This is a genomic window from Variovorax paradoxus (assembly GCF_000834655.1).
GTDB classification, from domain to species: domain Bacteria; phylum Pseudomonadota; class Gammaproteobacteria; order Burkholderiales; family Burkholderiaceae_C; genus Variovorax; species Variovorax paradoxus_F.
This window is the reverse complement of sequence record NZ_JXQQ01000075.1, coordinates 18,009-44,331: the sequence shown is the minus strand read 5'-3', so window position 1 is coordinate 44,331 and position 26,323 is coordinate 18,009. Positions and strand designations below refer to the sequence as shown.

Annotated in this window: 22 protein-coding genes; 15 read left to right on the top strand and 7 right to left on the bottom strand. The window is 68.8% G+C overall.

Features of this window, described 5'->3' with window-relative positions; all coding sequences use genetic code 11:
• Positions 1-4 precede the first annotated feature (4 nt).
• The 3 genes from RT97_RS25395 (at position 5) to RT97_RS25385 (ending at position 4,934) form a co-directional block, all read left to right on the top strand.
• Positions 5-3,076 carry an FAD-binding and (Fe-S)-binding domain-containing protein gene (locus RT97_RS25395; protein ID WP_042581621.1) on the top strand — a complete coding sequence of 1,024 codons (3,072 nt, stop codon included), beginning with the start codon at positions 5-7 and terminating at the stop codon, positions 3,074-3,076.
• Positions 3,077-3,138: 62 nt separating this feature from the next.
• Positions 3,139-4,383, top strand: coding sequence for a YbfB/YjiJ family MFS transporter (locus RT97_RS25390; RefSeq protein ID WP_042581667.1), 1,245 nt, complete (start codon positions 3,139-3,141; stop codon positions 4,381-4,383).
• Positions 4,380-4,934 (top strand): methylated-DNA--[protein]-cysteine S-methyltransferase, encoded by a 555-nt coding sequence (locus RT97_RS25385; protein WP_042581620.1) that lies wholly within the window; start codon positions 4,380-4,382, stop codon positions 4,932-4,934. Before RT97_RS25390 ends, RT97_RS25385 begins: the two co-directional genes overlap by 4 nt.
• Before the next feature lie 4 nt (positions 4,935-4,938).
• Here RT97_RS25385 and RT97_RS25380 read toward each other — a convergent pair whose 3' ends face one another.
• The 3 genes from RT97_RS25380 to RT97_RS25370 form a co-directional block, all read right to left on the bottom strand.
• On the bottom strand, positions 4,939-6,402 hold the full coding sequence (locus RT97_RS25380) for an NAD-dependent succinate-semialdehyde dehydrogenase (protein ID WP_042581619.1): 1,464 nt from the start codon (positions 6,400-6,402) through the stop codon (positions 4,939-4,941).
• Between the two features lie 182 nt (positions 6,403-6,584).
• Positions 6,585-7,805 (bottom strand): MFS transporter, encoded by a 1,221-nt coding sequence (locus tag RT97_RS25375; RefSeq protein WP_042581618.1) that lies wholly within the window; start codon positions 7,803-7,805, stop codon positions 6,585-6,587.
• 81 nt (positions 7,806-7,886) lie between these two features.
• Positions 7,887-8,813 (bottom strand): LysR family transcriptional regulator, encoded by a 927-nt coding sequence (locus RT97_RS25370; RefSeq protein ID WP_042581617.1) that lies wholly within the window; start codon positions 8,811-8,813, stop codon positions 7,887-7,889.
• A gap of 119 nt (positions 8,814-8,932) precedes the next feature.
• On the opposite strand from RT97_RS25370, the gene RT97_RS25365 reads away from it, so the two are divergent.
• On the top strand, positions 8,933-9,790 hold the full coding sequence (locus RT97_RS25365) for an NmrA family NAD(P)-binding protein (protein ID WP_042581616.1): 858 nt from the start codon (positions 8,933-8,935) through the stop codon (positions 9,788-9,790).
• Here the strand turns inward: RT97_RS25365 and RT97_RS25360 are convergent.
• Positions 9,768-10,670 (bottom strand): LysR substrate-binding domain-containing protein, encoded by a 903-nt coding sequence (locus RT97_RS25360; protein WP_042581615.1) that lies wholly within the window; start codon positions 10,668-10,670, stop codon positions 9,768-9,770. The genes RT97_RS25365 and RT97_RS25360 overlap by 23 nt on opposite strands.
• A gap of 78 nt (positions 10,671-10,748) precedes the next feature.
• Here RT97_RS25360 and RT97_RS25355 point away from each other — a divergent pair, with 78 nt between their 5' ends.
• From RT97_RS25355 to RT97_RS25330, 6 genes are all read left to right on the top strand, one after another.
• Positions 10,749-11,930, top strand: coding sequence for an MFS transporter (locus RT97_RS25355; RefSeq protein ID WP_042581614.1), 1,182 nt, complete (start codon positions 10,749-10,751; stop codon positions 11,928-11,930).
• Entirely contained in the window at positions 11,927-12,547 is a 621-nt protein-coding gene (locus RT97_RS25350) for a pyridoxamine 5'-phosphate oxidase family protein (protein WP_042581613.1), read from the top strand. Before RT97_RS25355 ends, RT97_RS25350 begins: the two co-directional genes overlap by 4 nt.
• A gap of 144 nt (positions 12,548-12,691) precedes the next feature.
• Complete coding sequence (locus RT97_RS25345; RefSeq protein ID WP_042581612.1) at positions 12,692-13,387, top strand: DUF3348 domain-containing protein; 696 nt, start codon at positions 12,692-12,694, stop codon at positions 13,385-13,387.
• A gap of 10 nt (positions 13,388-13,397) precedes the next feature.
• Entirely contained in the window at positions 13,398-15,506 is a 2,109-nt protein-coding gene (locus RT97_RS25340; protein ID WP_042581611.1) for a DUF802 domain-containing protein, read from the top strand.
• Positions 15,506-16,153 carry an OmpA family protein gene (locus RT97_RS25335; protein ID WP_042581610.1) on the top strand — a complete coding sequence of 216 codons (648 nt, stop codon included), beginning with the start codon at positions 15,506-15,508 and terminating at the stop codon, positions 16,151-16,153. The genes RT97_RS25340 and RT97_RS25335 overlap by 1 nt, the downstream gene beginning before the upstream one ends.
• Entirely contained in the window at positions 16,146-16,748 is a 603-nt protein-coding gene (locus RT97_RS25330) for a DUF2894 domain-containing protein (RefSeq protein ID WP_437184108.1), read from the top strand. Before RT97_RS25335 ends, RT97_RS25330 begins: the two co-directional genes overlap by 8 nt.
• A gap of 18 nt (positions 16,749-16,766) precedes the next feature.
• Here RT97_RS25330 and RT97_RS25325 read toward each other — a convergent pair whose 3' ends face one another.
• Genes RT97_RS25325 through RT97_RS25315 form a run of 3 tightly spaced genes read right to left on the bottom strand, consistent with a single transcriptional unit; the run spans position 16,767 to position 20,356 of the window.
• A complete protein-coding gene (locus RT97_RS25325; protein ID WP_155403884.1) occupies positions 16,767-17,120 on the bottom strand; it encodes a hypothetical protein in 354 nt (117 codons plus the stop codon).
• 18 nt (positions 17,121-17,138) lie between these two features.
• Positions 17,139-18,434 carry an MFS transporter gene (locus RT97_RS25320; protein WP_080898425.1) on the bottom strand — a complete coding sequence of 432 codons (1,296 nt, stop codon included), beginning with the start codon at positions 18,432-18,434 and terminating at the stop codon, positions 17,139-17,141.
• A gap of 59 nt (positions 18,435-18,493) precedes the next feature.
• On the bottom strand, positions 18,494-20,356 hold the full coding sequence (locus RT97_RS25315) for a M48 family metallopeptidase (RefSeq protein WP_042581608.1): 1,863 nt from the start codon (positions 20,354-20,356) through the stop codon (positions 18,494-18,496).
• 200 nt (positions 20,357-20,556) lie between these two features.
• Between RT97_RS25315 and RT97_RS25310 the strand changes: the two genes are divergently transcribed.
• The 5 genes from RT97_RS25310 to RT97_RS25290 all read left to right on the top strand — a co-directional run bounded on the left by RT97_RS25310 (position 20,557) and on the right by RT97_RS25290 (position 26,304).
• Entirely contained in the window at positions 20,557-21,354 is a 798-nt protein-coding gene (locus tag RT97_RS25310; protein WP_042581607.1) for an SDR family NAD(P)-dependent oxidoreductase, read from the top strand.
• A gap of 13 nt (positions 21,355-21,367) precedes the next feature.
• A complete protein-coding gene (locus RT97_RS25305) occupies positions 21,368-22,225 on the top strand; it encodes a CmcJ/NvfI family oxidoreductase (protein ID WP_042581606.1) in 858 nt (285 codons plus the stop codon).
• Positions 22,226-22,229: 4 nt separating this feature from the next.
• Positions 22,230-23,561: an LLM class flavin-dependent oxidoreductase gene (locus tag RT97_RS25300; protein ID WP_042581605.1), complete on the top strand. Its 1,332-nt coding sequence runs from the start codon at positions 22,230-22,232 to the stop codon at positions 23,559-23,561.
• 71 nt (positions 23,562-23,632) lie between these two features.
• On the top strand, positions 23,633-24,847 hold the full coding sequence (locus RT97_RS25295; RefSeq protein ID WP_042581604.1) for a multidrug effflux MFS transporter: 1,215 nt from the start codon (positions 23,633-23,635) through the stop codon (positions 24,845-24,847).
• 92 nt (positions 24,848-24,939) lie between these two features.
• Positions 24,940-26,304, top strand: coding sequence for an MFS transporter (locus RT97_RS25290; protein ID WP_437184109.1), 1,365 nt, complete (start codon positions 24,940-24,942; stop codon positions 26,302-26,304).
• The last annotated feature ends 19 nt before the right edge of the window (positions 26,305-26,323 follow it).

Here is a 26,323-nt window from a genome sequence, read left to right as displayed (position 1 = left end):
CACCATGCGCATCGATCCCGCCAGCCACATGCAGCCAGCCGGAACCGTTCTTCCGCCCAACGACACCTGCGAGTTGCTCGCGCGCAGGCTGCGCGCCGAGACGCAGGGCGAGGTGCTGTTCGACGACGGCTCGCGCGGGCGCTACGCCACCGATGCGTCGATCTACCAGATCACGCCGGTCGGCGCCTTCGTGCCGACGAACGAACGCGACATCGCAACCGCCATCGACATCGCACGCGACCTGAAGGTGCCGGTGCTCGCGCGCGGCGGCGGCACGAGCCAGTGCGGGCAGACCACGGGCGCAGCGCTGGTCATCGACAACAGCAAGCACTTTCGCCGCGTGCTCGACGTGAACGTGGAGGAGGGCACGGCGACCGTCGAGCCCGGCCTCGTGCTCGATCACCTGAACGCGAAACTCAAGCCGCTCGGGCTCTGGTATCCGGTCGATGTGTCGACCAGTGCGCAGGCCACGCTGGGCGGCATGGCGGGCAACAACTCCTGTGGCTCGCGCTCCATCGCCTACGGGAACATGGTGCACAACGTGCTGGGCGCGAACGCATGGCTCTCGAGCGGCGAGCTGGTGGAGTTCGGCCCGGTGGGCACGATGGGCGTGCGCGGGGCGGGCATCGCGCAGTTCGTGCGCGGCCTCGCGCGCCAGCACCGCGATGCGATGGCCGAGCACTGGCCCAAGGTGATGCGCCGCGTGGCCGGCTACAACCTCGACATCTTCGACAACCAGAGCGAGAAGCCGTACACCGCCGATGGCAGCGTGAACCTGGCGCACCTGCTCATCGGTTCGGAAGGCACGCTCGCGTACACCAGGAGCCTGAAGCTCAAGCTCGCGCCGCTGCCGCGGGCGAAGGTGCTGGGCATCGTGAACTTCCCGACCTTCCATGCGGCCATGGATGCGGCGCAGCACATCGTGAAGCTCGGGCCGACGGCGGTGGAGCTGGTCGATCGCACGATGATCGAGCTGAGCCTGGCGAACCCGGCGTTCAAGCCGACTGTGGAGACCGCGCTGATCGGCAAGCCCGCAGCCATCCTGCTGGTGGAGTTCTCCGGCGCCGACAAGGGCGCGCTGCTGCCGCAACTGAAGCAGCTCGTCGAATTGATGGGCGACCTGGGCCTTCCGGGCAGCGTGGTCGAGATGCCCGACGACGCGCGCCAGAAGAACCTGTGGGAAGTGCGCAAGGCGGGCCTGAACATCATGATGAGCCTGAAGGGCGACGGCAAGCCGGTGAGCTTCATCGAGGACTGCGCCGTGCCGCTAGAGCACCTGGCCGAATACACCGACGCGCTGACCGAGGTGTTCGCCAAATACGGCAGCCGCGGCACCTGGTACGCGCATGCCTCGGTGGGCACGCTGCATGTGCGGCCGATCCTCGACATGCGGGCCGATGGCGCCGCCAAGATGCGCGCCATCGCCGAAGAGGCCAGCGCGCTGGTGCGCAAGTACAAGGGCGCGTTCAGCGGCGAGCATGGCGATGGCCTCTGCCGCGGCGAGTGGATCGAATGGCAGTTCGGCCCGGCCATCAACGAGGCCTTCCGCGCGATCAAGAAGAAGCTCGACCCGATCGACCTCTTCAACCCCGGCAAGATCATCGACCCGCCGCGCATGGACGATGGCTCGCTGTTCCGCTTCGCGCCGCCCACGGCGCCCAAGCCCTATCGCCGCATCGAGCTCAAGCCGGTGCTCGACTGGTCGGCCTGGAACGTCAACGCCGACCCGGTGACCGAGGTGACGACCGCGCCCGGCACCGGCGGCGACAGCACCGGCGGCCTCGCCAAGGCCGTGGAGATGTGCAACAACAACGGCCATTGCCGCAAGTTCGACGCCGGCACGATGTGTCCCAGTTACCGCGTGACGCGCGACGAACAGCACCTGACGCGCGGCCGCGCCAACACGCTGCGCCTCGCGCTCTCGGGCCAGCTCGGCGCCGACGCTTTCACCAGCGAAGCCATGCACGAGACCATGGACCTGTGCGTCGGCTGCAAGGGCTGCAAGCGCGACTGCCCCACAGGCGTGGACATGGCGAAGATGAAGATCGAGTTTCTCGATCACTACAAGAAGCGCCAAGGCCATACGCTCAAGGACAAGCTCGTTGCCTACATGCCCGACTACGCGCATAAGGCGAGCCGCATGCCGTGGCTCTTGAACCTGCGCAACACCGTGCCCGGTGCGGCGTGGCTCGGCGAGAAGCTGCTGGGCTTTTCGGCGAAACGTTCGTTGCCCGAATGGCGCAGCGACACCTTCTGGCGCGCGAAGGGCAACGAGCCCGGGCTGTTCGCCGACCGGGCCTCGGCACTGTCGGTGGCGGCGCGCGGCGGCAAGGTGGCGGTGCTCTTCGTCGATACCTTCAACGGCACCTTCGAGAGCGAGAACGCCTTCGCGGCCGCGCGCGTGCTCGAGGCCGCTGGCTACGTGCTGCACACGGTCGAGAAGAGCGGCGGCCATCATTGCTGCGGCCGCACGTTCCTCGCGAGCGGCATGGTGGACGAGGCGAAGGTGCGCGCCGAGGCGCTCATCGATGCGCTGCTGCCGCTCGCACATGCGGGCATTCCCATCGTGGGTCTGGAGCCCTCGTGCCTGCTCACGCTGCGCGACGAGACGCTGGTGATGGGCTTCGGCGACAAGGCCCAGACGGTGGCGAAGCAGGCGCTGCTGTTCGAGGAATTCATCGCCCGCGAGATCAAGGCGGGCCGTTTCGAGCTGGCGCTGAAACCGTCTGCGACGCCGATCCTCCTGCACGGCCATTGCCACCAGAAGGCCTTCGGCGCGGTGAGCCCGATCATGGATGTGCTCAAGCTCATCCCCGGCGCCGAGCCCGAGCTGATTGAAAGCTCCTGCTGCGGCATGGCCGGCAGCTTCGGCTACGAGGCAAGCCATTTCGAGGTCTCGATGCAGATGGCCGAGGCGAGCCTGCTGCCGGCCATCCGCGCGAAGCCCGATGCGGTCGTGGTGGCCGATGGGACGAGCTGCCGCCACCAGATCGGCGACGGGGCGCAGCGCGAGGCGGTGCATGTGGCGGTGCTGCTGGCGCGGCATCTGGCGAAGCCGGAACTGGTCACACGGTAAATCGGCTGGCCCGCGGGGCAGGATCGCGCGGCTGCAGCAGAATGGGCAAGCCACCCGATCCGATGTCTACCGCCTTCACTTCTTCCACCGCGCCCGCGCAGCCCACGCTGCGTCTTGCGTTCGCGCTGTCGATGGGCGCGGCCGTGTCGCTCGGCATCACCCGTTTCGCCTACGCATTGCTGCTGCCGCCGATGCGCGCCGACCTCGGCTGGAGCTACGCGCTGGCCGGCGGCATGAACACCGCCAATGCGGTCGGCTACCTGGCCGGCGCGCTGGTCACGCCGGCGCTGATGCGGCGCTTCGGCGCGACGCGGCTCCTGATCGTCGGTGCCGTGCTGGCCAGCGTGTTCATGGCGGGCAGCGGCTTCGTGACCGACGCGCCGGCCCTGCTCGTGCAGCGCTTGCTGGCCGGCGTGGCCAGCGCCTGGGTGTTCGTGGCGGGCGGCTTGCTGGCCGCACGGCTCGGCGAAGCGGATGCACGAAGCGGGGCCGCGCGCGGCGGGCTGCTGCTGGGCATCTACTACGGCGGCACCGGCTTCGGCATCCTGCTGTCGGCGCTGCTCGTGCCGCAGGTTCTGCGCTGGGCGTCGGACGTGCCGCACGGGTGGACCTGGGCGTGGTGGGCGCTGGCGCTCGCGAGCGGCGCTGCGACCTGCCTGCTGGGCTGGGCCGCACGCGCGATGCCCGATCCATCCGCCGCGGCGACACCAGTTGCCGCGAGCGCGATGCAGTCGGCGGCCGAGCCCGCGGCGTTGCGCCAGTTCGGCTGGGCGCTTTCGGGCTACGCGCTCTTCGGCATGGGCTACATCGGCTACATGACCTTCGTGATCGCGCTGCTGCGGGAGCAGGGCGCCAGCGCCGGCTTCGTTACCCTGTTCTATGCCTTGCTGGGCATCGCCTGCGTGGCCTCGTCGCGCCTGTGGGCCGGGCTGCTCGACCGCTACCGCGGCGGCCAGCCGCAGGCGCTGCTGAACGGGCTGCTCGGCGTGGCCACGCTGCTGCCGGTGCTGAGCCCTTCGGCGCCGGTGGCACTCGTCTCGGGCGTGGTGTTCGGCGGGGTGTTCCTGTCCGTGGTGGCCTCGACCACCGCGCTGGTGCGCCACAACCTGCCGCCGGCGCGCTGGGCGCAGGGCATCAGCCTGTTCACCATCGTCTTCGCGCTCGGGCAGATCGTCGGCCCGACGGTGACGGGCTGGATTTCGGACGGCCCGGGCGGCCTCGCGCGCGGGCTGGTGGCCTCGGCGATCGCGCTATGGCTCGGTGCAGTGCTGGCGTCGCGCCAGCATGCGCTCAAGGAGGCCGTATGACGGAACGAGACGACACCACCGGCTTCGCGCTGTTCGACACCACCATCGGCATGTGCGCGCTGGCCTGGGGGCCGCTCGGCCTGGTCGGCGTGCAACTTCCTGCCGACGAAGGCGAAGCCGCCACGCGGGCGCGCATGCGGCATCGCTTTCCGGACCTGCAGGAAGTTGCGCCCGACGACATGGCGCAGCACGCCATCGCCGCCATCCAGGGCCTGCTGCAGGGCGTGCACGACGACCTGCGCCACATCGTGCTCGACATGCGCGGCGTGTCGGAGTTTCACCAGCGCATCTACGCCATTGCGCGAAGCATTCCGCCGGGGCAGACGCGCACCTATGGCGAGATTGCGCAAGAGCTCGGCGACAAGGGCCTGTCGCGCGCGGTGGGCCAGGCCATGGGCCACAACCCCTTCGCGCCCGTGGTGCCGTGCCACCGCGTGCTCGCGGCGGGCAACAAGCCCGGCGGTTTCTCGGCAGGGGGCGGCGCGTTGACCAAGCTGCGCATGCTCGGCATCGAAGACGCGCGCCCGAACGGGATGGCGTCGCTGTTCTAGCGAGCTACTTGTCCAGCCCCGCGAGGCACACGTACTTCACTTCGAGGAAGTCGTCGAGCCCGTACTTGGAGCCTTCGCGCCCGAGGCCCGATTGCTTCACGCCGCCGAAGGGCGCCTCGGCCGTGGAGACCAGCCCGGTGTTCACGCCCACGATGCCCGACTCCAGGGCCTCGGCCACGCGCATGATGCGGCCGATGTCGCGCGCATAGAAGTACGCGGCCAGGCCGAACTCGGTGTCGTTCGCGGCGGCGATGGCTTCTTCTTCGGTATCGAACGCGAAGATCGGCGCGAGCGGGCCGAAGGTTTCCTCCCGTGCGAACAGCATGTCGGCCGTGGCGCCGCCGATCACCGTGGGTTCGTAGAAGAGGCCCCCGAGCTTGTGGCGCTTGCCGCCCGCCAGCACCTTGCCGCCCTTGGCCAGCGCATCGGCCACGTGCTCCTCGATCTTCTCGACCGCCTTGGCATCGATCAGCGGGCCCTGCGTCACGCCGGGCTCGGTGCCGTCGCCGACCTTGAGCGCATTGACCTTGGCCACCAGCTTCTGCGTGAAGGCTTCGAGCACGCCGCGCTGCACGTAGATGCGGTTCGCGCACACGCAGGTCTGGCCGGTGTTGCGGTACTTGGAGACCATCGCACCCTCGACGGCGGCATCGATGTCCGCATCGTCGAACACGATGAAGGGCGCGTTGCCGCCCAGCTCCAGCGAGAGCTTCTTGATGGTGTCGGCCGACTGCTTCATCAGCGTGCGGCCGACCTCGGTGGAGCCGGTGAAGGTGAGCTTGCGCACGATGGGGCTGCGCGTCATTTCGCCGCCGATCTTGCTGGCCGAGCCGGTGAGCACCGACAGCAGGCCCTTGGGCACGCCGGCGCGTTCGGCCAGCTCGGCGAAGGCGAGCGCGGAGAACGGCGTCTGCGTGGCGGGCTTGACCACCATCGCGCAGCCGGCCGCGAGCGCGGGACCGGCCTTGCGCGTGAGCATGGCCGTCGGGAAGTTCCATGGCGTGATCGCGGCGGTAACGCCCACGGGTTGCTTCAGCGCGAGGATGCGGCGGTCGGCCTGCGGTGCGGGAATGGTGTCGCCGTAGACGCGGCGCGCTTCTTCCGCGAACCATTCGATGAACGAGGCGGCATAGGCGATCTCGCCCTTGCTCTCGGCCATCGGCTTGCCCTGCTCGGTGGTCATGATGAGCGCGAGGTCGTCCACGTTGGCGAGCATCAGGTCGTTGAGCTTGCGCAGGATGGCCGAGCGCTCCTTGGCGGGCACCTTGGCCCAGGCTTTCTGCGCCTTCTCGGCGGCGGCGATGGCGCGCACGGTTTCGTCGGTGCCGCACATGGGCACGGTGCCGATCTGCTCGCCGTTGGCGGGGTTGGTGACTGCCACGGTCGAGCCGTCGTCGGCATTCACCCAGGCGCCAGCAATGTAGGCCTGCTGGCGCAGCAGGGTCGGGTCTTTGAGCTTCAATGGCATTAGGAGTGTCTCGGGATGGAAGGGCTGCAGCGAGGATGCCGAAGCCTTCCTCGATCGCCGCAGCCTCGATGGTGGGCGGCAAGAGGGAGCGGACCACATCGGCCTGCGCGCCGCAAGTCGGCGGCGGCAAACCCGCGTCGCGTGCTCGGGTTTGGACCTGCTTCGCGTCGCGGTGCGGCTGTTCAGGCCGCAGCCATCGGCAACCGGTGCAGCGCCGTGACGCGCGACGCGAAGATGATCACTGCCTGCAACGCGAAGCCGGCGAGCGCGAGCAGCAGGCAGGCCGGCTCGCCCCACGCGGCGCCCACGACGCCGCCCAGCGCGGCGCCGATGGGCCGGGCGCCGGAGTTGATCGTCAAGAACACCGCCGACACGCGGCCCAGCATCGTCGAGGGCACGACGCTTTGCCGCAGCGTGGTCGATGTGATGACCCAGACCATCGGGCCCGCGCCGAAGAGAAAGAACGACAGCGCAGTCAGCGATGCCAGGGGAAAGACGAGCGTGGCCGCCATCACGCCCGCTGCGATGACCGCCACCGCGGGGCCGACCTGGATGGCGCGCCCGAACCGCAGGCGTGCCACGACGCGCGACGTCAGCAGCGCACCCACCACCATCCCGGCGCCGTACATCGCCAGCGTGAGGCCCACTGCCTCCGCACCGAGCCCGAGCACCCGCACCGCATAGGGCACGTACCCGGCTTGCAGCACGAACCACGAGATGTTGAAGACCGCGCCTGTGATCGCCATCGGCCGAAGCAACTCGTGCTGCCAGACGAAGCGGGCACCGTCCTTCACTTCGAGCAACGGATGGCGCGACGCGGCAGAGGGGCGGGGCGCTTCGGTCAGCCGCAGCAGCAACGCCACGGCCGCGACGGACAGCACTGCCGCCAGCACGAACGCCGCCGACGCGCCAGCCCACGCAACCAGCGCACCGGCAAGTGCGGGCCCTGCGGTGAACGCCGCGCTGCGTGCGAGCTCCAGTCTTCCGTTGGCCAATGCCAGCGCTTCGCGCGGCACGAGCGACGGCACCAGCGCCGGCGCCGCGACGCTGAACCCCACCGTGCCCACAGCCCCCAGGAACCCGAGCACCGCCAGCCACGCGATGCTGAACTTCGCCGCGATCACCATGCCAAGGAGCACCACCAGCGACACCGCGCGCAACCCCTCGGCCCACACCATCAGCCGCTGGCGCGACATGCGATCGGCCAGCAGCCCGAGCGGCATCGAGACCAGCAGGAAAGGCAAGGTCTGGACCGCTGCGAGAAAGCCGATCTCACCCGGCCCGGCGCCGAGCATCAGCACCGCGACCAACGGCACGGCGGCCAGGCTCAGTTGCTCGGCGGACTGGGCCGCGAGGTTGGACCACGCGAGATTCTGAAAGGAGCGGGGAAGGGCGGAAGACATGCGATGAAGCTCAGTTGAAAAGCCGATCTTGCGTGCCTGCCCCCTTCGGCGCTGGCCGATTTCGGACCTGAAAGCAGCCCGTCAGCGTGAGGCTTTCGGCTTCGCTTCGGGGGCTATGGCCGCCATCACGAAGTCGATGAAAGCCCGCACCTTTGCCGCCGGCAGATGTCGCGACGGGTACAGCGCGTAGAGCGGAAAGCGCTCGTCGGGCCAGTCGGGAAACAGGTCGACGAATTCGCCGCTGTCCAGCTGCGCCTGGATGCCCACGGCCTTGATCTGCGCCACGCCAACGCCCGCGAGTGCGGTGGCGAGGATGGTGCCCGCATCGGTCAGCAGCAGGCGCCCCGTGGTGGGCACCTTGATGAGCTTGCGGCCGCGCTGGAACTCCCATGCGTAGGGCTGTCCCGTGACGGGATTGCGCACCTGCAGGCACGCGTGGCCGGCGAGGTCCGCCGGCTTCGCGGGACGCCCGTGCCGCTTCAGGTAGCCCGGTGTGGCGACGGTGACGATGCGCGTGTCCATGAGCTTGCGTGCGACGAGCGACGAGGTCGGCGGCTCGCCGAAACGCACGGCGATGTCGAAGCCCTCGGCCACCAGGTCGCCGAGCTGGTCGCGTGCCACGAGTTCGAGCGACAGCTCGGGGTACAGGTCGAGGAAGCGCGGGAGGTGCGGCGCGAGCAGCAGGCGCGAGGTGAAGGCATCGGTGTTCACGCGCAGCCGCCCGCGCACCGCGCCGGAAGCGCCGGCGGCGATGGTCACCGCATCCTCGATGCCGAGCACCAGCGGATTGACGTTGGCGTAGAGCAGCCGGCCTTCGTCCGTGAGGCTGAGCGAGCGCGTCGTGCGGTCGAACAGCCGCACGCCGATGCGCGACTCGAGCCGTGCGATGGCGCGGCTCACGCCCGAGGGCGTGAGGCCCAGCGCGTGGGCCGCACTCGCGAAGCTGCCGCCTTCGACGACGGCGGCGAGCACGCCTACGTTGGAGAGAAGTCTTCCGTCGAGTGCCATGTCTTCATTCGTGATCGGGTGTCATGAATGATATGCCTCAGGGTCGCTTTACTCAAAGACGACGGATTTCTACATTCCTTCCATCGCAATCGATTCACTGGAAGAAAGAAGGAAATCTCATGTACGCAATCACCGGTATCACAGGCAACGTCGGCGGCGCCGTCGCACGCACCTTGCTGGCCCACGGCCACGCCGTTCGCGCGGTCGTTCGCGATGCAGCCAAGGGGAAGGCCTGGTCCGACGCGGGCTGCGAAATCGCCATCGCCGAGATGGAAGATGCCGCTGTGCTCACGCGCGCCTTCACCGGCGCCGAAGGTGTCTTCATCCTGCCGCCGCCCAACTTCGACCCCACGCCCGGATTTCCGGAGGCCAGGGCCGTCATCGATGCGGTGAGCCGGGCATTGGCTGCGGCGCGGCCCGCCCGCGTGGTCTGCCTCTCGACCGTCGGTGCGCAGGCCACGCAGTCGAACCTGCTGAGCCAGCGCACCCTGATGGAAGACGCGCTGGCAGCGTTGCCGCTGCCCGTCACGTTCCTGCGGCCCGCCTGGTTCCTCGACAACCTCGCCTGGGACGTTGCGCAGGCACGCGAGCAGGGCGTTTTCGCGAGCTTCCTGCAGCCGCTCGACAGGCCGGTGCCGATGGTTGCCGCGGCCGACGTCGGCCGGGTCGCGGCCGAATTGCTGGCGAAGGAGGGCGCGATCGAGCGCATCGTCGAACTCGAAGGCCCCGAGCGCGTGAGCCCGAACGCGATCTCGGCGGCGTTCTCGACGGTGCTGGGCCGCCCGGTTCAGGCCGAAGCGGTGCCCCGCGAGACCTGGGGTTCGCTTTTCCGCGCGCAGGGAATGAAGGACCCGATGCCGCGCATCCAGATGCTCGATGGTTTCAACGAGGGATGGATCACCTTCGAGGGCGACCATGCCGCCGTGCGCAAGGGCGAGGTCGGCGTGGTCGAGGTCATCCGGTCGCTGGTTCGCTGAGCGAGGGCAGCATCTCCTCGAACCACACCGCCACGTGCCTCGCCTCCGGCGCCGCCCCGGGGGCGAGGCCGTAGTAGTAGCGCTCGAGCGTCATGCGCAGCGCGGGCAGCGGCGACTGCAGGCGGCCCGAGGCCAGGTCGTGCGCCACGAGCGAGGTGGGCGCGAGCGCGATGCCCAGGCCATCGACCGCCGCCTGCAGCACGAAGTGCAGGTGATCGAACTCGAGCCGGCCCGCCGGCCGGGCGCGCGGCGCGCCGACCTGTTTCTTCCAGGCGTCCCAGTCGTCCTTGCGCGTGCGGGCCGAGAGCTGCACGTGGGAGGCCAGCGCGCGCAGGTCGGTCAGCGGATGCGCCTTGAACAACGCGGGCGCGCCGACCACCAACACTTCGTCTTCGAGGAAGGGATGCAGGTCGATGGAGGAGGGCCAGCCCTCGAGCCCGCGGCGCACCGCGATGTCGAAGCTGCCTGCCGCCTGCTCGGGCATCACCGTGCTCGTGACCACCTGCGGCTCGATGTCGGGGTGGCGCTCGACGAACGCCGGCAGCCGCGGAATCAGCCAGCGCACGGCGAACGACGGCCGCACGTTGATGCGCACCGCGCGGGCCGGGCCTTGCGCCTGCAGCGCCTGCGCGGCGGCGTTGATCTGCGCCAGTGCGGGCCCCGTTTCCGCGAAGAACTGCTGTCCTTCGGCTGTCAATGCCACCTGTCGGATGCGGCGCTCGAACAGCACGACACCCAGGCATTCTTCGAGGCTCTTGATCTGCCGGCTTACCGCGCTGTGCGTGACGTGAAGCTCCTCTGCCGCGCGCGTGAAACTCAGGTGGCGGGCCGCTGCGACAAAGGCGCGCACGGCGTTGAGGGGCGGTTCTCGAAGCGGCATGCGTGCGATTTTCTCACGCATGAGGGGCGTTAATCTCGTTTGTCAGCCCGCGTTGCCGCGGCGCACCATGCGGTTTCGATGTCTTCAACGCCCCTCACTCCTGCCCCCGCTTCCGCGCGCAACGCCACCGACCTGAATTCCCGCCACGCAGCCATCGCGCTCGGGCTTTCGCTGCCGGCCGACGTCGTTCTCTACCTGCTGCTGCCGATGTATGCCGACCAGTTTGGCGTGACGCTGGCCGAGGCCGGGATGCTGCTGGCCGCCAACCGTCTGGTGCGCATCGCAGGCTACCGCTGGGTGGCGCGCTTCTATGCACGCAACGGCGACCGGCCGACCTGCACCATCGCCGTCGTGGCCGCCGCCGTCTGCGGGGTGGGGTACGCAACGCTCTCGGGCTTCTGGGCGCTGCTGCCGCTGCGGCTGACGTGGGGGCTGTGCTTCGCGGCGCTCAACCTCTCGACCCAGGCGCTGGCCACGGCCGACCCGATCGGCGCCGCCCGCCGCAACGGACGCTCGCGCGCGTTCATCGCCATGGGGCCGGTGCTGGCGCTGCCGCTGGGCGCATTGATGGCGCACTGGGTCGGGCCGCGTGCGATCTTCGGCATCCTCGCGGTGTTCTCGCTGCTGGCGGTGTTCGCGGCCCGGCGGTTGCCTTCGGCGCCGCATCGCTCGGAAAAGCCCGCGCGGCGCTTCCAGTGGCCCAACAGCCTGGACGGCTGGTCGTTCATGGAAGGGCTGGCGCTCGACGGACTCTTCATCGTCGGCCTGTCTTACCTCGGCAAGGACCTGTTGCCGGGCAGCGCCGTGATCGTGGCCGGCCTTTTGTTGGCGCTGCGCTACCTTGCGGAGATCTTCCTCAGCCCGGTCGGCGGGCACCTAGCGGACCGCTTCGGCGCGGAGCGGCTGCTGGTGAGCCTCTCGCTCCTGACGGCGGTGGCGCTCGTGGGCTTCGGCCTCGGGTGGCTCTGGAGCTGCGCGGCGCTGATCGTGGTGCTGCGCGCCTTGCAGCTGCCGCTGCTGTCGCCCATCGTGGCGCGCCGCACGCCGGGGCCCGAGCGCGTGCAGGCGCTGGCCGCGCGCTCGGTGTGGCGCGACATCGGTGCCGGCACCGGTCCGCTCATCGCAGGGCTGCTGCTGCCGGTCGCGTCGCCGCCGTGGCTCTACGGCATTGCCGCATTGCTGCTGGCCGTCATGGCGATCGCCTGCGGCCGGAACCCGTCACCCCATCCGACATCCCCCGCCCAGGAGCGAACGTCATGACAACCTCCCACGCCATCGAGACCGTCGCGCAGCTCGAGGCCCTGTTCGGCCAGCCGGGCGAGGCCTCGCTCAGGAAAGAGGTGTCGTACCTGCACCCGGCCTACCGGGCGCTGATCGCCGCATCGCCCTTCGCGGTGCTCGCCACCACCGGCCCCGGCGGCCTGGACGCATCGCCGCGTGGCGATCCGCCGGGCTTCGTGGTGGTCCAGGACGAGAAGACGCTGCTGCTCCCCGAGCGGCGCGGCAACAACCGCATCGACAGCCTGCGCAACATCGTGACCGATCCGCGCGTGGCGCTGCTCTTCCTGATTCCAGGTGTCGGCGAGACGCTGCGCGTGAACGGAAGAGGGCTCATCACCGTTGCGCCCGACGTCATGGCGCGCTTCGCGGTGGAGGGGAAGCTGCCGCAGTGCGTGATCGAGGTCCAGGTGGAGACGGTGTACTTCCAATGCGCCCGCGCGATCCAGCGCTCCAGGCTCTGGGCGCCGGTGGCAGCGGATGCCAGGCGCGAGGTGCCGACGGCCGGGGCCATTCTTTCCGCGCTGACCGATGCGGCATTCGACGGCGCGGCATACGACCGCGAACTGCCGGCGAGGCAACAGGCCACGCTGTATTGAGCCGCGCGAGGGCCGGCGCGGCCCGCCGGCTCGCGCGCGGCGCGGGCTACAAGATGTCACGCAAAAGGCGCTTTCCGCAGGGCACGTGCAGCCGGTACAGAGGGGGCGGCAGTGTAGACTGCCAGGTTTTTCCATCTGGCGGTAATGGTGCAAGTGTCAAGGCGCACAGGCTTCACCGGCTCGGCGCTGACTCGCTTGCTCGCTCGACTGACCGACATCGAAGTCCCCGAGCCCAAACAGGCTTTTGCGGATCGATTGAGTCAATGGCTCGGCTGGACCGATGCCATCTCCCTTTCTGCAGCGTTGAACGGCGGCCTCGCAGCTGCGTCTTCTGGCGCGCGCGCGGCCGGCAATCCCGAAGCACGCGAATGCGAACGCGTGCGCACCGCGATGACCAACGCCGTTGCAGAAGACATGCACAGCGCCTCCCGGGACCAAACGACCGACTTCGCGGCCTACCGCCGGCGCTATCACGCCAGGCAGCAGGCCATGGAGACGAGCATCGGTGCCTTGCGCGGCCGCCTGCGCTCGACGCTGGCGACCCGCTCGCCCGACATGGCGCGGCTGGCGGCGGTGGACGTGGTGATGGAGCAGGTGCTGGGCGCGCAGGAGCATCGGCTGCTGGCGAGCATTCCGGCGATGCTCGAGAAGCACTTCAAGCGCCTGGGCAAGGCCGATGCCATCGCCAACGCCACTGCAGGCGACGAGGGCGCGGCCGAGGCCGAGCCCGGCGCATGGCTGGCGGGATTCCGCAAGGACATGCACGACGTGCTGCTCGCCGAGATGGAAGTCCGATTTCAACCGGTCGAAGGACTGCTCGAAGCCCTTCGCGCGAGGTAACCAGAGTTTCATGACCCAACTTCTTCATCGCATCGTCTTCATCGTCGGCCTGGCCGCGGTCTGCTGGGTCGGCATCGGGTACATCGGGTCGAACCCGCTGGCGCTGGCGATCACCGTGCTCATCGGCGCGTTCTACGTGATCGGCGCGCTGGAGCTGCACCGCTTCGGGCAGGCCACGACCACGCTCGCCAGCGCCGCCGCGGACATGACCGGGCCGCCGGCCAGCCTGGGCGAATGGCTCGACAAGCTGCACCCGTCGCTTCGCAACGCGGTGCGCCTGCGCATCGAGGGCGAGCGCGTCGGCTTGCCCGGCCCGAGCCTCACGCCGTACCTTGCGGGCCTCCTGGTGCTGCTGGGCATGCTGGGCACCTTCCTCGGCATGGTGGTCACCCTGAACGGCACGGGAACGGCGCTGGAGAGCGCGTCCGACCTGCAGGCCATGCGCGCCTCGCTGGCCGCGCCCGTCAAGGGGCTGGGCGTGGCGTTCGGCACCTCGCTCGCGGGCGTGGCAACGTCGGCAACGCTGGGCCTTCTGTCTGCCCTTGCGCGGCGCGACCGGATGCAGGCCGCGCAACTGCTCGACACGCGCATCGCAACCAGCCTGCGCGTGTTCTCGCAGGCCCATCAGCGCGAAGAGTCCTTCAAGCTTCTGCAGCGGCAAGGCGAGGCGATGCCCGCGCTGGTCGACCGGCTGCAACTGATGATGGCGACGATGGAGCGCCAGAGCCAGGCCCTGAACGAGCGCCTCATTTCCGGCCAGGACAGCTTCCACGGCAAGGCCGAGGCGGTGTACGCGGGCTTGGCATCTTCCGTCGGCCAGTCGCTGAAAGAGGGCCTCGCCGACAGCGCACGCATCGCCGGCGCGACGATCCAGCCGGTGGTCGAAGCCACGATGGCCGGCATCGCGCGCGAGACGGCCGCGCTGCACGCCACCGTCGAGCAGAGCGTGCAGCGGCAGCTCGAAGGCCTGTCCACCCGCTTCGAGACCAACACCACCACCGTGGCGGACATCTGGAAGACCGCGCTCGCCGGCCAGCAGCGCACGAGCGAGGCGCAAGCCAACGACCTGCGCGCCACGCTCGACCGGTTCACGCAGACTTTCGAGCAGCGCTCGGCCTCGCTGGTGGACGGCGTATCCGCCCGCCTCGAAACCACGGTAGAGCGCGTCTCCGACAACTGGCGCAGCGCGCTCGCGCAGCACGAACGCGCGAGCGAAACCCTCTCGGGCGACACGCAACGCGCGCTCACCGCTGCGGCCGCCACCTTCGAGCAGCACTCGGCCTCGCTGCTGCACACGGTGGGCCAGGCTCACACCGACCTGCAGGCCGAGATGGCATCGCGCGACCAGCAGCGCCTGTCCACCTGGACCCAGGCACTCGAGGCGATGGCCGTGTCGCTGCAGCAGGAATGGCAGCAGGCCGGCGCCCGCAGCGAGGCCCAGCAACAGGAAATCTGCAAGACGCTCGCGCAGACCGCCAACGACATATCCGCGCAGAGCGAAGCGCATGCGAAGAGCACCATCGCCGAGATCGGCCAGCTCATGCAGGCCGCCTCCGAGGCGCCGCGCGCAGCGGCCGAAGTGATTGCCGAGTTGCGCCAGAAGCTCTCGGACAGCATGGCGCGCGACAACGCGATGCTCGACGAGCGCAGCCGCATCCTCGGCACGCTGGAGACGCTGCTCGACGCGGTGAACCACGCGTCCACGGAGCAGCGCAGCGCCATCGATGCGCTCGTGGCCACGTCGGCGGACCTGCTGGACCGCGTCGGCACGCGCTTCACCGACAAGGTCGATTCGGAAACCGTAAAGATGGCCGACGTGGCCGCGCAGATCACCGGCAGCGCCGTCGAGGTGGCGAGCCTGGGCGAGGCCTTCGGTTTCGCGGTGAAGCTCTTCACCGAATCGAACGACAAGATGAGCGCGCACCTGCAGCGCATCGAAGGCGCGCTCGGCAAGACCATCGCCCGCAGCGACGAGCAACTGGCCTACTACGTGGCGCAGGCGCGCGAGGTCATCGACCTGAGCATCATGTCGCAGAAGCAGATCGTCGAAGACCTGCAGCAACTCGCGGCGCAACGCGATCACCGCGATCAGCGCGCCGTGGCGGGCAGCGAAGCGTGATGACCGAGGACCTCGACGCCGGCACCGAGGCATCGGTCCCGGTATGGGCCGTCTTCGGCGACCTGATGTCGGGCCTGCTCGGCGCCTTCGTGCTGATCCTGGTGTGCGTGATCGGCATGCAGCTCGAACTCGCGACCAAGCTCGAAACCGAGGTCAAGCAGCGCAAGGCCGAGTCCGAGCGGCTGCAGACGCTCGAGCAGGCGCTGGCCGGGCCGCTCGCGGCGGGCCGCGTGACGCTGAACAACGGCCGCATCGGCATCAGCGGCAGCGTGCTGTTCGCGTTGAATTCCGCCGAACTGCAGCCCGAAGGCCGGCAACTGCTCAAGAGCCTGGCCGCGCCGCTCACGGCGTATCTGCAGGCCCGCGACGAGATCCTGATGGTGAGCGGCTTCACCGACGACCGCCAGGTGCGCGGCGGCAACCGGCAGTTCGCGGACAACTGGGAGCTTTCGGCCCAGCGCGCCCTGACGGTGACACGCACGCTGATCGAGGAGGGCATACCGTCGTCCGCGATCTTTGCCGCGGCGTTCGGCGCCGAACAGGCGGTGGCGTCGAATGCCGATGCCGATGGGCGCTCGAAGAACCGGCGCGTGGAGATGGCGCCGACGCCCAAGCGCTCCGACGCGAAGACAAAAACCCGTGAGTAGCAACGAGGAAGGCGGGATGGACACGACGCTCGACGCATGGCGCGAGCGCGGGGCGCATCGCCTCGATCCGGTCCGCTTTCACTTCATCGAAACGCTGGCCCGGCGCGCAGCGGACCACAGCGGCGATGCGCGGCGCATCCTGGACGAGAAAGTCGCCGCGCTGCTTGCAGCCTACGGCGAGGATCTCGAAAAGACGCCGGATGCGAAAGCCGTCGCACTCGAATCACCGGGGCGCGGACCGCTCGCGGAACTGACGGGCCATCTCGCGCAGCACGCATCGTCCGAGCGGATGGACCCGGCGACCAACGAACTCAAGGTGCTTCAGTTCTTCAGGAGCACGTGGTCGAAGCTCAGCGCGGAACGGCGGCTCACGCAATCGCTCGCGAAGCTGCCGCAGAACGCCGGCCCGCTCAACTCGCACAACCTCGTGCACCAGTCGCTCACGCTGATGCGGGAGCTGTCGCCCGAATACCTCAACCGCTTCGTGTCGTATGTCGATGCGTTGCTGTGGGTCGACCATGCGAACGCGCCGGCGAGCACCGATGCGCCGCGCGCCGAGAGCGGCAAGAAGGCTTCGCGCAGCAAATCCGGCTGAGCCGCGGGGCTGCAAGCCCTACCTCTTCTGCGTGACCGGCACGTGCACGCTCCATTTCTTCCGGGTGCCCACGGCGCGCGCGCAGGTGACCATGACGTTGCGGCCCGTCAGCCCTTGGCTCCCGGGCGTCCATCGGGTTTCGAGCGGGACACTGCACCTCGGAACCAGGATCTTCATGTTCGGGTCGAGTGCCACCCATTCGCCGTGATCGCGTGCGTTCTCCTTCGCGACGAAATCGCGCGCCTCCTGCCGTATCTCGAACAGGCCGTGTATGTCGGCCGTGGAGCGGTCGGCTTCGATGCTCCATGAAGCCAGGCAGCGCGCCGATGCAAGAAGCAGCAGGGGGAGCAGCAGGGCGCGGCCGATGGTCATGGCATCCGGGCGACGCGCTCAGGCCCGACCTGCCGACGCCTGCTCCGCCCGCGCGTCGTGCCCGATGACCAGCACCAGCACGAACCCCAGCGCGGCGAGCAGCGCCAGGAAAAGCACAGCGTAGAAATCGTTCCCCATGCGGTCCTTCAGCGCGCCGAAGATCGTGGGGCCGATGTAGCCGCCCAGGTTGCCGATGGAGTTGATCCACGCGATGCCGGCCGCGGCCGCAGTGCCGCTCAGGATGGCGGTGGGCAGCGTCCAGAACATCGGCAGCGCGCTGAAGATGCCGAACGCGGCGAGCGTCACGGCCGCCATCTTGGGCACCGGCGCGCTGGTTTCGGCGGCTGCGACGAGGCCCACGAAGATGCAGGCCAGCGGGATCAGCAGGAACCACTTGCGCTCCTTCTTCGCGTCGGAGGCGCGGGTCCAGAAGACCATCGCGATCGCGCCGATCAGGTAGGGAAAGGCGTTGATGAAGCCGATCTCCACGTTGCCCAGGCCGCCGAAGCCCTTGATGATCTGCGGCAGGAAAAAGCTCAGGCCATAGAGCGGCACCGTGATGCCCATGTAGACGAAGCCCAGGCCGATCACGCGCGGATTCAGCAGCGCCTGCTTCCAAGAAATGGTGTGCAGCGCCTCGCGGTTGCGGCGCTCGCCGTCGAGCGTCCGCTGCAGCCAGTCGCGCTCTTCGCTCGAGAGCCACTTCGCATCCTTCGGGCCGTCGGGCAGGTAGAACAGGATGAAGAAGGTCAGGATCAGCGAGGGAATCGCCTCGAGGATGAAGAGCCACTGCCACCCGTGCATGCCGCCCACGCCGTCCATGTTGAGGATGTAGCCCGAGATGGGCGAGCCGATCACCGTGGAGATCGGGATCGCGAACATGAACCAGCCCACGATGCGTGCCCGGTATGCCGCAGGAAACCACAGCGTGATGTAGAAGATCACGCCCGGGAAGAAGCCGGCCTCGGCAATGCCGAGCAGAAAGCGCACGACGTTGAAGCTGGTCGAGCCGCCCACCCAGGCCTGGGCCGCGGACAGGATGCCCCAGCTGAACATGATCCGGGCGATCCAGCGGCGCGCGCCGAAGCGCTCCAGCGCCATGTTGCTCGGCACCTCGAACAGGAAATACGCCAGGAAGAAGATGCCGGCCGCGCTGCCGAACACGGCCGCGGAGAAGCCCAGGTCCTTGGACATCGCCGAGCCGGCAAAGCCGAGGTTCACGCGGTCCAGGTAGGCGATGAAGTAGCTGATCATCAGGAGCGGCAAGAGCCGCCAGCTGATCTTGGAGATGGTTCTCTGTTCGACGGGGTTCACGGTATGTCTCCTGTTATGTGAAGGTTTTTGTGGAGCCTGTCCGGTGACAGGTGGGATGCTCAGGACGCCTGATCTTCTTCTTTTTGCTGTGCCCTCATGATCTGGTGGCGTTGCCAGTAGTGGCCTACGGCGCCCCTGAAGTTGTCTTTCTGCTTGCCCAGGCCCGCCACCTTGACCTTGGTGGTGCGCGCGCCCAGCATGCCCTTGTCATGGTGCGTGACGATGAGCGTGTCGCCGAAGCTGCCGTCCTTGTAGGTGAGGCCCTTCACCTCGTCCCACGCGATCGTCGAGCCGCCGTCTGCGGTCGGATGCAGGCCGGTGTAGTCGACCACGATGCGCTCGCCGTTCTTCAACGCGAACTCGACCGGCGGAAAGTGCCGCAGCACCACGACGCGCTCTTCCTCGGTGGCCGGTTCGTAGCGGTAGGCGAGGGCCAGGTCGTGGTTCTGCACGAAGCGCTGCTCGTATTCGCTCCACAGGCGCTGCTCGATGGCAGGCGCCGTCTCGATCTCATCGGCCCAGGTGGCCTCCGGCGCGGTCGCGACGATGGTGCCGTACACGCTCTCGGGCACGTGGTGATCGACATTGCGCATGCGTTCGAGCAAGGGCGGATGGCTGTCGTAGGGGTGGGGCACGTCGGCGGTCTTCATCGTCTCGATGAAGGCCTCGGAGCTCGCATAGGGCGGCAGCCCGTCGGCCACGAAGCTCGCGATGCCCAGGGCGCCGTCGTGCTGGCGGTTCTGTGCGAAGAGCTTCGCCTCGACGTCGTTGCGGTAGCTCGCGTAGGCCGAGATCTTGATGAGCGACTGCACGATGGCGCTCGGCGCCGTGAGACTCGCCGACACGCGGTCGGCCTTGTACTCGCGCTCGCGGCTGTCTCGCGCCAGGGCGAACTCGAAGATCATGCGATAGAGGCGCAGCAGGTAGTGCGCCACGATGGTGAGGCCGCCGCTGCGCATCTTCCAGGTGTACTGGTCGAACTGACGCAGCTTCGGGCCGAGCGCCGCGCTGCTGCGGGTGTCGCCGCCACCCAGGTGGGCCAGTTCGTGGGCCAGCACCGCATCGGCCTCCGACTGGTCGAGCACGCGCAAGAGCGGAATGCTCACGAACAGCGTGCGGCCGTTCAACGTGCGGCCGCCGACCTCGATGGGCGCCTCGCTCACGAAGAAGTTGGTATCGATGCCCGCCACGATCTGGTCGGGCGGCGCGGTCTTCACGCGGCCCGCGAGCTGGCGGATGCGCTCCCACAGGCGCGGTGCATCGGCCTCGGCGATGAGCTCGCCGTCGATCGCGTTGACCGAGGGCAGCTTCTTGAAGAGCGTGTACACCGCATAGAACACGGCCGCCGCAGCCGCGACGCCCGCGATGATGATGAGCTTGACGTAATAGCTGTGCCAGAAGAAGGCGGTGAGCCAGAACGAGAGCCACACCAGCATCGCGCTCTGCAGCACGACTTCGACGGCGCTGGACACCGTCATGAGCCGCCAGCCCGCGACGAAACTCGCGTAGCGCAGCCCCCGGTTGGCGAAGGCCAGCGCGCCCAGCACCAGGGCCGCCGCGAGCAGCGCCGCGCCGAGCGCAAGCGTCCAGAGGGCGGCGCGGTCGGCCCAGTGGAACTGCCACTGCATCGAGTAGGGGCTGCACACCTTGTCGTGGAAGTTCTTGTCTTCCGGCGCGGTGGCGTCGCACGCCTTGGAGAGCGGGTGGCTGCGGTAGAACGCGGTGGCTTGCGCCTTGTCGTCGGCGCTGAGTCGGGCATCGGAGCCGATGCGTTTTTCGATCGCCTGCAGGAACTCGGCGTCCTGCGAGCGCAGCGCGTATTCGGTGAAGACCAGCGTCGCCGCCGGGATGGCGAAGAGCGACACGAGAGTCAGAAGAAACACGCGAAGCAGATCGGCATGGATCGTTCGGGCGAAGGCCATGGGTAACTCCTCCTGGATGGCAAATGCTGTGAGTTGTTGTGGAAGCGGTCCGGGAAGCCGATAGCGTATCCGCCGATCGTGTCGCCGTGAAATTCCGTGACACGTCAAGCGCGTGCGGCCGCCGACCAGCCAGCGAATAAGGTTATCGCTTTTGCATCGTTCCAAGCCACTTGGCGCAGGTATAGCCTTCGGCCTCACCTATGCCTCCAGTCACTGCTTCATCCCCTGTCTCTTCGTCCGATTCCGGCCCGTCGCCGGTAGCCTGGATCGCCGGTGTCGGCGCCAGCGCGGGCCTGGGCGCCGCGCTCGCTCGGCGCTTCGCCGCCGAGAGATTCGTCGTTGCGCTGACCGGCCGCACCCAGGCGCAGCTCGCCGCGGTGGCCGCCGAAATCGAAGCGGCCGGCGGGCGCGCCCAGGTGTTCGCCGGCGACGTGGCCAGCGAAGCCGAGATCCACGGCATCGCGCAGCGCGTGAAGGCGTTGGGACCGCTGTCGGTGGCGATCTTCAATGCCGCGAGCGCGGTGCGCGCGCCGACGCTGGAGATCTCGGTCGACCAGTTCACGCAGGCCTGGCGCACGAGCGCGCTGGGCGGTTTCATCTTCGCGCGCGAAGCCTTGCAGGGCCTTCTGGCCAACGGCTTCGAGGCCACCGCACCCAAGGCGCGCGGCAGCCTGCTGTTCACCGGCGCAACGGCCGCCCTGCGCGGCAAGCCGCCGTTCGCAGCGTTCGCCGCGGCCAAGGCCAGCCTGCGCTCGCTCAGCCAGAGCCTGGCGCGCGAATTCGGCCCGCAGGGCATTCATGTGGCGCACGTGGTGATCGATGGCGGCATCGACGGCGAGCGCCTGCGCAGCAACGCACCGCAACGCGTGGCGCAGGCGGGCGACGACGGCCTGCTGCAACTGGATGCCATCGCCGAGAACTACTGGCAGCTGCATGTGCAGCACCGCAGCGCGTGGACGCAGGAACTCGACCTGCGCCCGTTCAAGGAACCCTTCTGAGGAGTCATGCCGCATGGGCACCGCATCGAACGACAACCTGGTGGCCGCCAATCTCCCCTTCGTCGAAGGCGAGGTGAATTACCTGAAGGCGGGGCAGGGCAGGCCGGTGAGCTACACCTTCGAGCCGCCGCCGGGCGTGCCATGGGTGACCGGCGAGCTGGAGCCGCGCCGCGTGAACATCCGCGATGGCCGCCCGCTCGTGGCGCTGCGCGAACTCTCGCTCGACCGCAGCGGCTTCACGCAGATCTCGCACCGCAGCGTGGTCGCCGATTTCTCGCACGACGGGGCGATCCGCGATATCTACTACCGCGAGGCCGAGGCGTTGCTGCGCGACGTGACGGGCGCCGAGAAGATCGTGGTCTTCGACCACACGCTGCGCGACAGCGCGCAGGGCTCGCGCCGCACGGCCGAACTGCGCGAGCCAGTGCGCCGGGTGCACAACGACCAGACCTTCGTCTCCGCACCGCGCCGCGTGCGCGCCCACCTGCCGCCCGACGAAGCCGAGGAGCGCCTGAAGCACCGCTTCGCCATCATCAACCTGTGGCGCCCGCTGGCCACCGTGGAGCGCCTGCCGCTCGCGCTGTGCGATGCGCGCTCCATCGCGTTCGAGGACATGGTGCCCAGCGACCTGGTCTACCCCGACAAGGTGGGCGAGACCTACTCCTTCACCTGGAACCCCAGGCACCAGTGGTACTGGTTCCCGCGCCTGCGGCCCGACGAGGCGCTGCTGCTGAAGATCTACGACTCCCGCGAAGACGGCACCGCGCGCTTCACCGCGCACACCGCGTTCGAAGACCCGACCGGCGCCCGCGAAGCACCGCCGCGCCGCAGCATCGAGTTGCGCGCGCTGGTGTTCTGGCCGGCCGAATGACGCCATGAGCTCGGGCAAGCAGCTGCGGCTGGGCGCGTTCATGCGCCCGGTCAGCATCCACACCGGCGCATGGCGCTATCCGGGCGCCTGGCGCGACGCCAACTTCAACTTCGGGCACCTGAAGCAACTGGCACAGACGCTGGAGCGCGGCCGCTTCGATGCCTTCTTCATGGCCGACCACCTGGCCGTGCTGAACATGCCCATCGAGGCACTGCAGCGCAGCCATACGGTCACCTCGTTCGAGCCGTTCACGCTGCTGTCTGCATTGGCGCAGCACACCAGGCACATCGGGCTGGTGGCCACCGCATCAACCACCTTCGACGAGCCCTTCCACATCGCACGCCGTTTCGCCTCGCTGGACCATTTGAGCGAAGGCCGCGCGGGCTGGAACATCGTGACCACCTCCAACCCCGACGCGGCGCTGAATTTCGGCCGCGACGACCACATGGAACACGACGAGCGCTATGCCCGTGCCCGAGAGTTCTTCGACGTGGTCACGGGCCTGTGGGACAGCTGGGCCGACGACGCCTTCGAGCGCGACGCCGAAAGCGGCCGCTTCTTCGACCCCGCGAAGCTCCATGTGCTCGACCACAAGGGCAAGTACCTCTCGGTGCGCGGTCCGCTGCACATCGCGCGGCCGATGCAGGGTTGGCCGCTGATCGTGCAGGCGGGCGCGTCGGAAGCAGGGCGGCAGCTCGCGGCGGAAACCGCCGAGGCGATCTTCGCGGCGTCGGGTACGCTGGCTGCAGCGCAAAGCTTCTATGCCGACATCAAGGGCCGCATGCGCAGGCTCGGACGCGAGCCGGACCACCTCAAGATACTGCCCGCGGCCTTCGTGGTGGTCGGCGACACGGTCGACGAAGCCCGTGCCATCCGCGCGAGGCTCGACAGCCTGGTGCACTACGACAGCGCCATCGCCTCGCTCTCGATCCAGCTCGGCCACGACGCCTCGAAGTTCGACCCCGATGCGCCGCTGCCCGACGTGCCCGCGACCAACGCCGGCCAGAGCAGCCGCGCCCGCGTGATCGAGCTGGCCCGCAGCGAGGGCCTCACGGTGCGCCAGCTCGCGCAGCGCCTGGGCGGCTACGGCGGCCTTGCCTTCGTCGGCACGCCGCAGACCATCACCGACGAGATGCAGGAGTGGCTGGAGACCGAGGGCTCCGACGGTTTCAACGTGATGTTCCCCTGGCTGCCGGGCGGGCTCGACGTCTTCGTCGACAAGGTGGTGCCCGAGCTGCAGCGCCGGGGCATCTTCCGGCGCGAATACGAAGGTCGTACCCTGCGCGAGAACCTTGGTTTGCCCCGGCCTGCCAACCGATTCTTTCCCCCGAATTAGCACCGGACGGGGCCCGCAGGCAACCGACCCCACGCGGGCGCCGATTGCCGCGCTTGGCGACAATCAGGCCAATGCGTTCTTCCCCCTTCTTCAAGATGGCCCTGCTGCTGGGCCTGCTCTCGGCCATCGGGCCCTTCGCCATCGACATGTACCTGCCCGCGCTGCCCGCCATCGGGCAGAGCCTGCGCGCCGACATCGGTGCGGTGCAGATGAGCCTCACGGCGTTCTTCCTGTCGCTCGGCGCGGGCCAGCTGCTCTACGGGCCGATCTCCGACATGGTCGGGCGCAAGCCGCCGCTGTATGCCGGCCTGGTGCTCTTTGCGCTGGCCAGCGTGGGCTGCGCCCTCGCCACCGACATCCAGACGCTGATCGTGCTGCGGTTCATCCAGGGCCTGGGCGCCGCGGCCGGCATGGCGATTCCCCGCGCCGTGGTGCGCGACCTGCACACCGGCACCGACGCCGCGCGGCTGATGTCGCTGCTGATGCTGGTGTTCAGCGTGTCGCCGATCCTCGCGCCGCTCGCGGGCAGCGCGGTCATCGCAGTGGCGGGCTGGCGCGGCGTGTTCTGGGCGGTGACCATCGCCGCGGTGGCGGGCCTCGCGATGATGGTCAAGCTGCTCGACGAAACCCGGCCGGCCTCGGAGCGCGTCGAGAGCAGCCTGGGCAGCGCGCTCTCGGCCTACTGGCTGCTTCTGCGCGATTCGCATTACCTCGGGCTCGTGTTCATCGGCAGCTTCGCGATGGCGGGCTTCTTCACCTACCTGGCCAATTCGTCGTTCGTGATGATCGACCACTACGGCCTCTCGCCCGCGCTCTACAGCGTGGCCTTCGGCGTGAACGCGGCCGCCTTCATCGGCGCCTCGCAGTTCACCGGCTCGCTCGGCGAGCGCTACGGGCTGGTGAACCTCGTGAAGTTCGGCGTGGTGTGCTGCGGCGCGGCGATGGTCGCGATGTTTGCCTACTTCGCAATGGGCGGCGACAGCATCTGGGTGCTCATCGTCCTGTACTTCATCGCCTCGGGCTTCATGGGCCTTGTGATCCCGACCACGGGCGTGCTGGCGCTCGAGATGCACGGCGCCATCGCCGGCACCGCGTCGGCGCTGCTCGGCACGCTGCAGATGCTGACCGGTGCGCTGGCGATGGCGGTGGTCGGCTTCTTCACCGATGGCCGGCCGCTGCCGATGGTGGCCGGCATGGCCGCCGGCGCACTCATCGCGCTGGTGCTGACATGGCTCACGCTGGGCAGCGTGCGCTCCGAACCCACACGAAGGACGCAGGAAGCGTGAGCTCGATACATCCAGGCGCCGCACTGGCAAGCGCCGAAGAAAACACCCTGAAGCCCATCGACGGCCTGGCCTCGCCCGAGCGCGGCTGGGCCATGCTGGTCATCATCCTCGGGCTGATCGTCGCGGTGCTGGACGGCACCATCGTCAACCTGGCGCTGCCCGGCATCGCGCGCGAACTGCAGGCCAGCCCCTCGCAGGCGATCTGGGTGGTCAACGCCTACCAGATCGCCACGCTGGTCATGCTGCTGCCGCTGGCCTCGCTGGGCGACCTCGTGGGCTACCGGCGCGTGTACCTCGTGGGCATGGCGGTGTTCGCGCTGTCGTCGCTGGCGGCCACCTTCGCCAACTCGCTCGGCACGCTGATCGCGGCGCGTGCCTTCCAGGGCCTGGGCGCGGCCGGGATCATGAGCGTCAACGCGGCGCTGGTGCGGCTCGTGTACCCGTCGTCGCAACTGGGCAAGGGCATGGCCATCAATTCGCTGGTGGTCGCCACGTCTTCGGTGGCCGGGCCCTCGGTGGCGGCCGCGATTCTCTCGGTGGCCTCGTGGCCCTGGCTCTTCGCGATCAACGTGCCGCTGGGCATCGTCACCTTCGCGCTCGGCATGAAGGCGCTGCCGTTCAACCGCGTGGCGCCGGCGGCGGGGCTCAGGTTCTCGCCCGTCGACGTGACGCTGAACGTGCTGATGTTCTCGCTGGTGTTCCTGGGCGTGGACCGGCTGGGCGTGCGCGAAGGCGGCGAAGCAAGCGTGGGGGGCGGCGGAAGCCACTGGTCGGCCTGGGCCATCCTGCTGGCCGGGGTCGCCGTGGGCTTCGTGTACCTGCGGCGCCAGCGCACGCAGGCGGTGCCGCTTTTTCCCATCGACCTCTTGCGCATTCCGGTGTTCGCGCTGTCCATGGGCACCTCGGTGGCCGCGTTCTGCGCGCAGATGCTGGCGTACATCGCGCTGCCGTTCCTGCTGCTGGACGTGTACGGGCGCAGCCACATCGAGGCGGGCCTGCTCATCACCGCGTGGCCGCTGGCCATCGTGGTGATGGCGCCCATCGCGGGGAAGCTGATCGGCAAATATCCCGATGGCCTGCTCGGCGGCATCGGCCTGGGCCTGCTGGCCACGGGCCTTGCGCTGCTGGCCGCGCTGCCGGCACACCCGGGCAATGCCGACATCGCTTGGCGCATGGCGCTGTGCGGCCTGGGCTTCGGGCTCTTCCAGTCGCCCAACAACCACACCATCGTCAGCTCCCCGCCCGCGCACCGAAGCGGTGCGGCCAGCGGCATGCTGGGCACGGCCCGGCTGACGGGCCAGACCTTGGGCGCGGTGGTGCTGGCGGGTGTTTTCAGTGTCTGGAGCCCGCACGGCGGGCACGGCCCTGTGGTGGCGCTGGTGCTGGCCGCCTGCTGCGCAGCGGTGGCGGCGGTCTTCAGCAGTCTGCGATTGAAGACGACAAGCCCGCACCACTGAATAGGGTAGGGTACGGCCC

Bases quoted from the DNA above. Each gene is read 5' to 3' on its own strand.
- RT97_RS25395 (WP_042581621.1), top strand. From the start codon at position 5: ATGCGCATCGATCCCGCCAGCCACATGCAGCCAGCCGGAACCGTTCTT.
- RT97_RS25390 (WP_042581667.1), top strand. From the start codon at position 3,139: ATGTCTACCGCCTTCACTTCTTCCACCGCGCCCGCGCAGCCCACGCTG.
- RT97_RS25385 (WP_042581620.1), top strand. From the start codon at position 4,380: ATGACGGAACGAGACGACACCACCGGCTTCGCGCTGTTCGACACCACC.
- RT97_RS25380 (WP_042581619.1), bottom strand. From the start codon at position 6,402: ATGCCATTGAAGCTCAAAGACCCGACCCTGCTGCGCCAGCAGGCCTAC.
- RT97_RS25375 (WP_042581618.1), bottom strand. From the start codon at position 7,805: ATGTCTTCCGCCCTTCCCCGCTCCTTTCAGAATCTCGCGTGGTCCAAC.
- RT97_RS25370 (WP_042581617.1), bottom strand. From the start codon at position 8,813: ATGGCACTCGACGGAAGACTTCTCTCCAACGTAGGCGTGCTCGCCGCC.
- RT97_RS25365 (WP_042581616.1), top strand. From the start codon at position 8,933: ATGTACGCAATCACCGGTATCACAGGCAACGTCGGCGGCGCCGTCGCA.
- RT97_RS25360 (WP_042581615.1), bottom strand. From the start codon at position 10,670: ATGCCGCTTCGAGAACCGCCCCTCAACGCCGTGCGCGCCTTTGTCGCA.
- RT97_RS25355 (WP_042581614.1), top strand. From the start codon at position 10,749: ATGTCTTCAACGCCCCTCACTCCTGCCCCCGCTTCCGCGCGCAACGCC.
- RT97_RS25350 (WP_042581613.1), top strand. From the start codon at position 11,927: ATGACAACCTCCCACGCCATCGAGACCGTCGCGCAGCTCGAGGCCCTG.
- RT97_RS25345 (WP_042581612.1), top strand. From the start codon at position 12,692: ATGGTGCAAGTGTCAAGGCGCACAGGCTTCACCGGCTCGGCGCTGACT.
- RT97_RS25340 (WP_042581611.1), top strand. From the start codon at position 13,398: ATGACCCAACTTCTTCATCGCATCGTCTTCATCGTCGGCCTGGCCGCG.
- RT97_RS25335 (WP_042581610.1), top strand. From the start codon at position 15,506: ATGACCGAGGACCTCGACGCCGGCACCGAGGCATCGGTCCCGGTATGG.
- RT97_RS25325 (WP_155403884.1), bottom strand. From the start codon at position 17,120: ATGACCATCGGCCGCGCCCTGCTGCTCCCCCTGCTGCTTCTTGCATCG.
- RT97_RS25315 (WP_042581608.1), bottom strand. From the start codon at position 20,356: ATGGCCTTCGCCCGAACGATCCATGCCGATCTGCTTCGCGTGTTTCTT.
- RT97_RS25310 (WP_042581607.1), top strand. From the start codon at position 20,557: ATGCCTCCAGTCACTGCTTCATCCCCTGTCTCTTCGTCCGATTCCGGC.
- RT97_RS25305 (WP_042581606.1), top strand. From the start codon at position 21,368: ATGGGCACCGCATCGAACGACAACCTGGTGGCCGCCAATCTCCCCTTC.
- RT97_RS25300 (WP_042581605.1), top strand. From the start codon at position 22,230: ATGAGCTCGGGCAAGCAGCTGCGGCTGGGCGCGTTCATGCGCCCGGTC.
- RT97_RS25295 (WP_042581604.1), top strand. From the start codon at position 23,633: ATGCGTTCTTCCCCCTTCTTCAAGATGGCCCTGCTGCTGGGCCTGCTC.
- RT97_RS25290 (WP_437184109.1), top strand. From the start codon at position 24,940: ATGCTGGTCATCATCCTCGGGCTGATCGTCGCGGTGCTGGACGGCACC.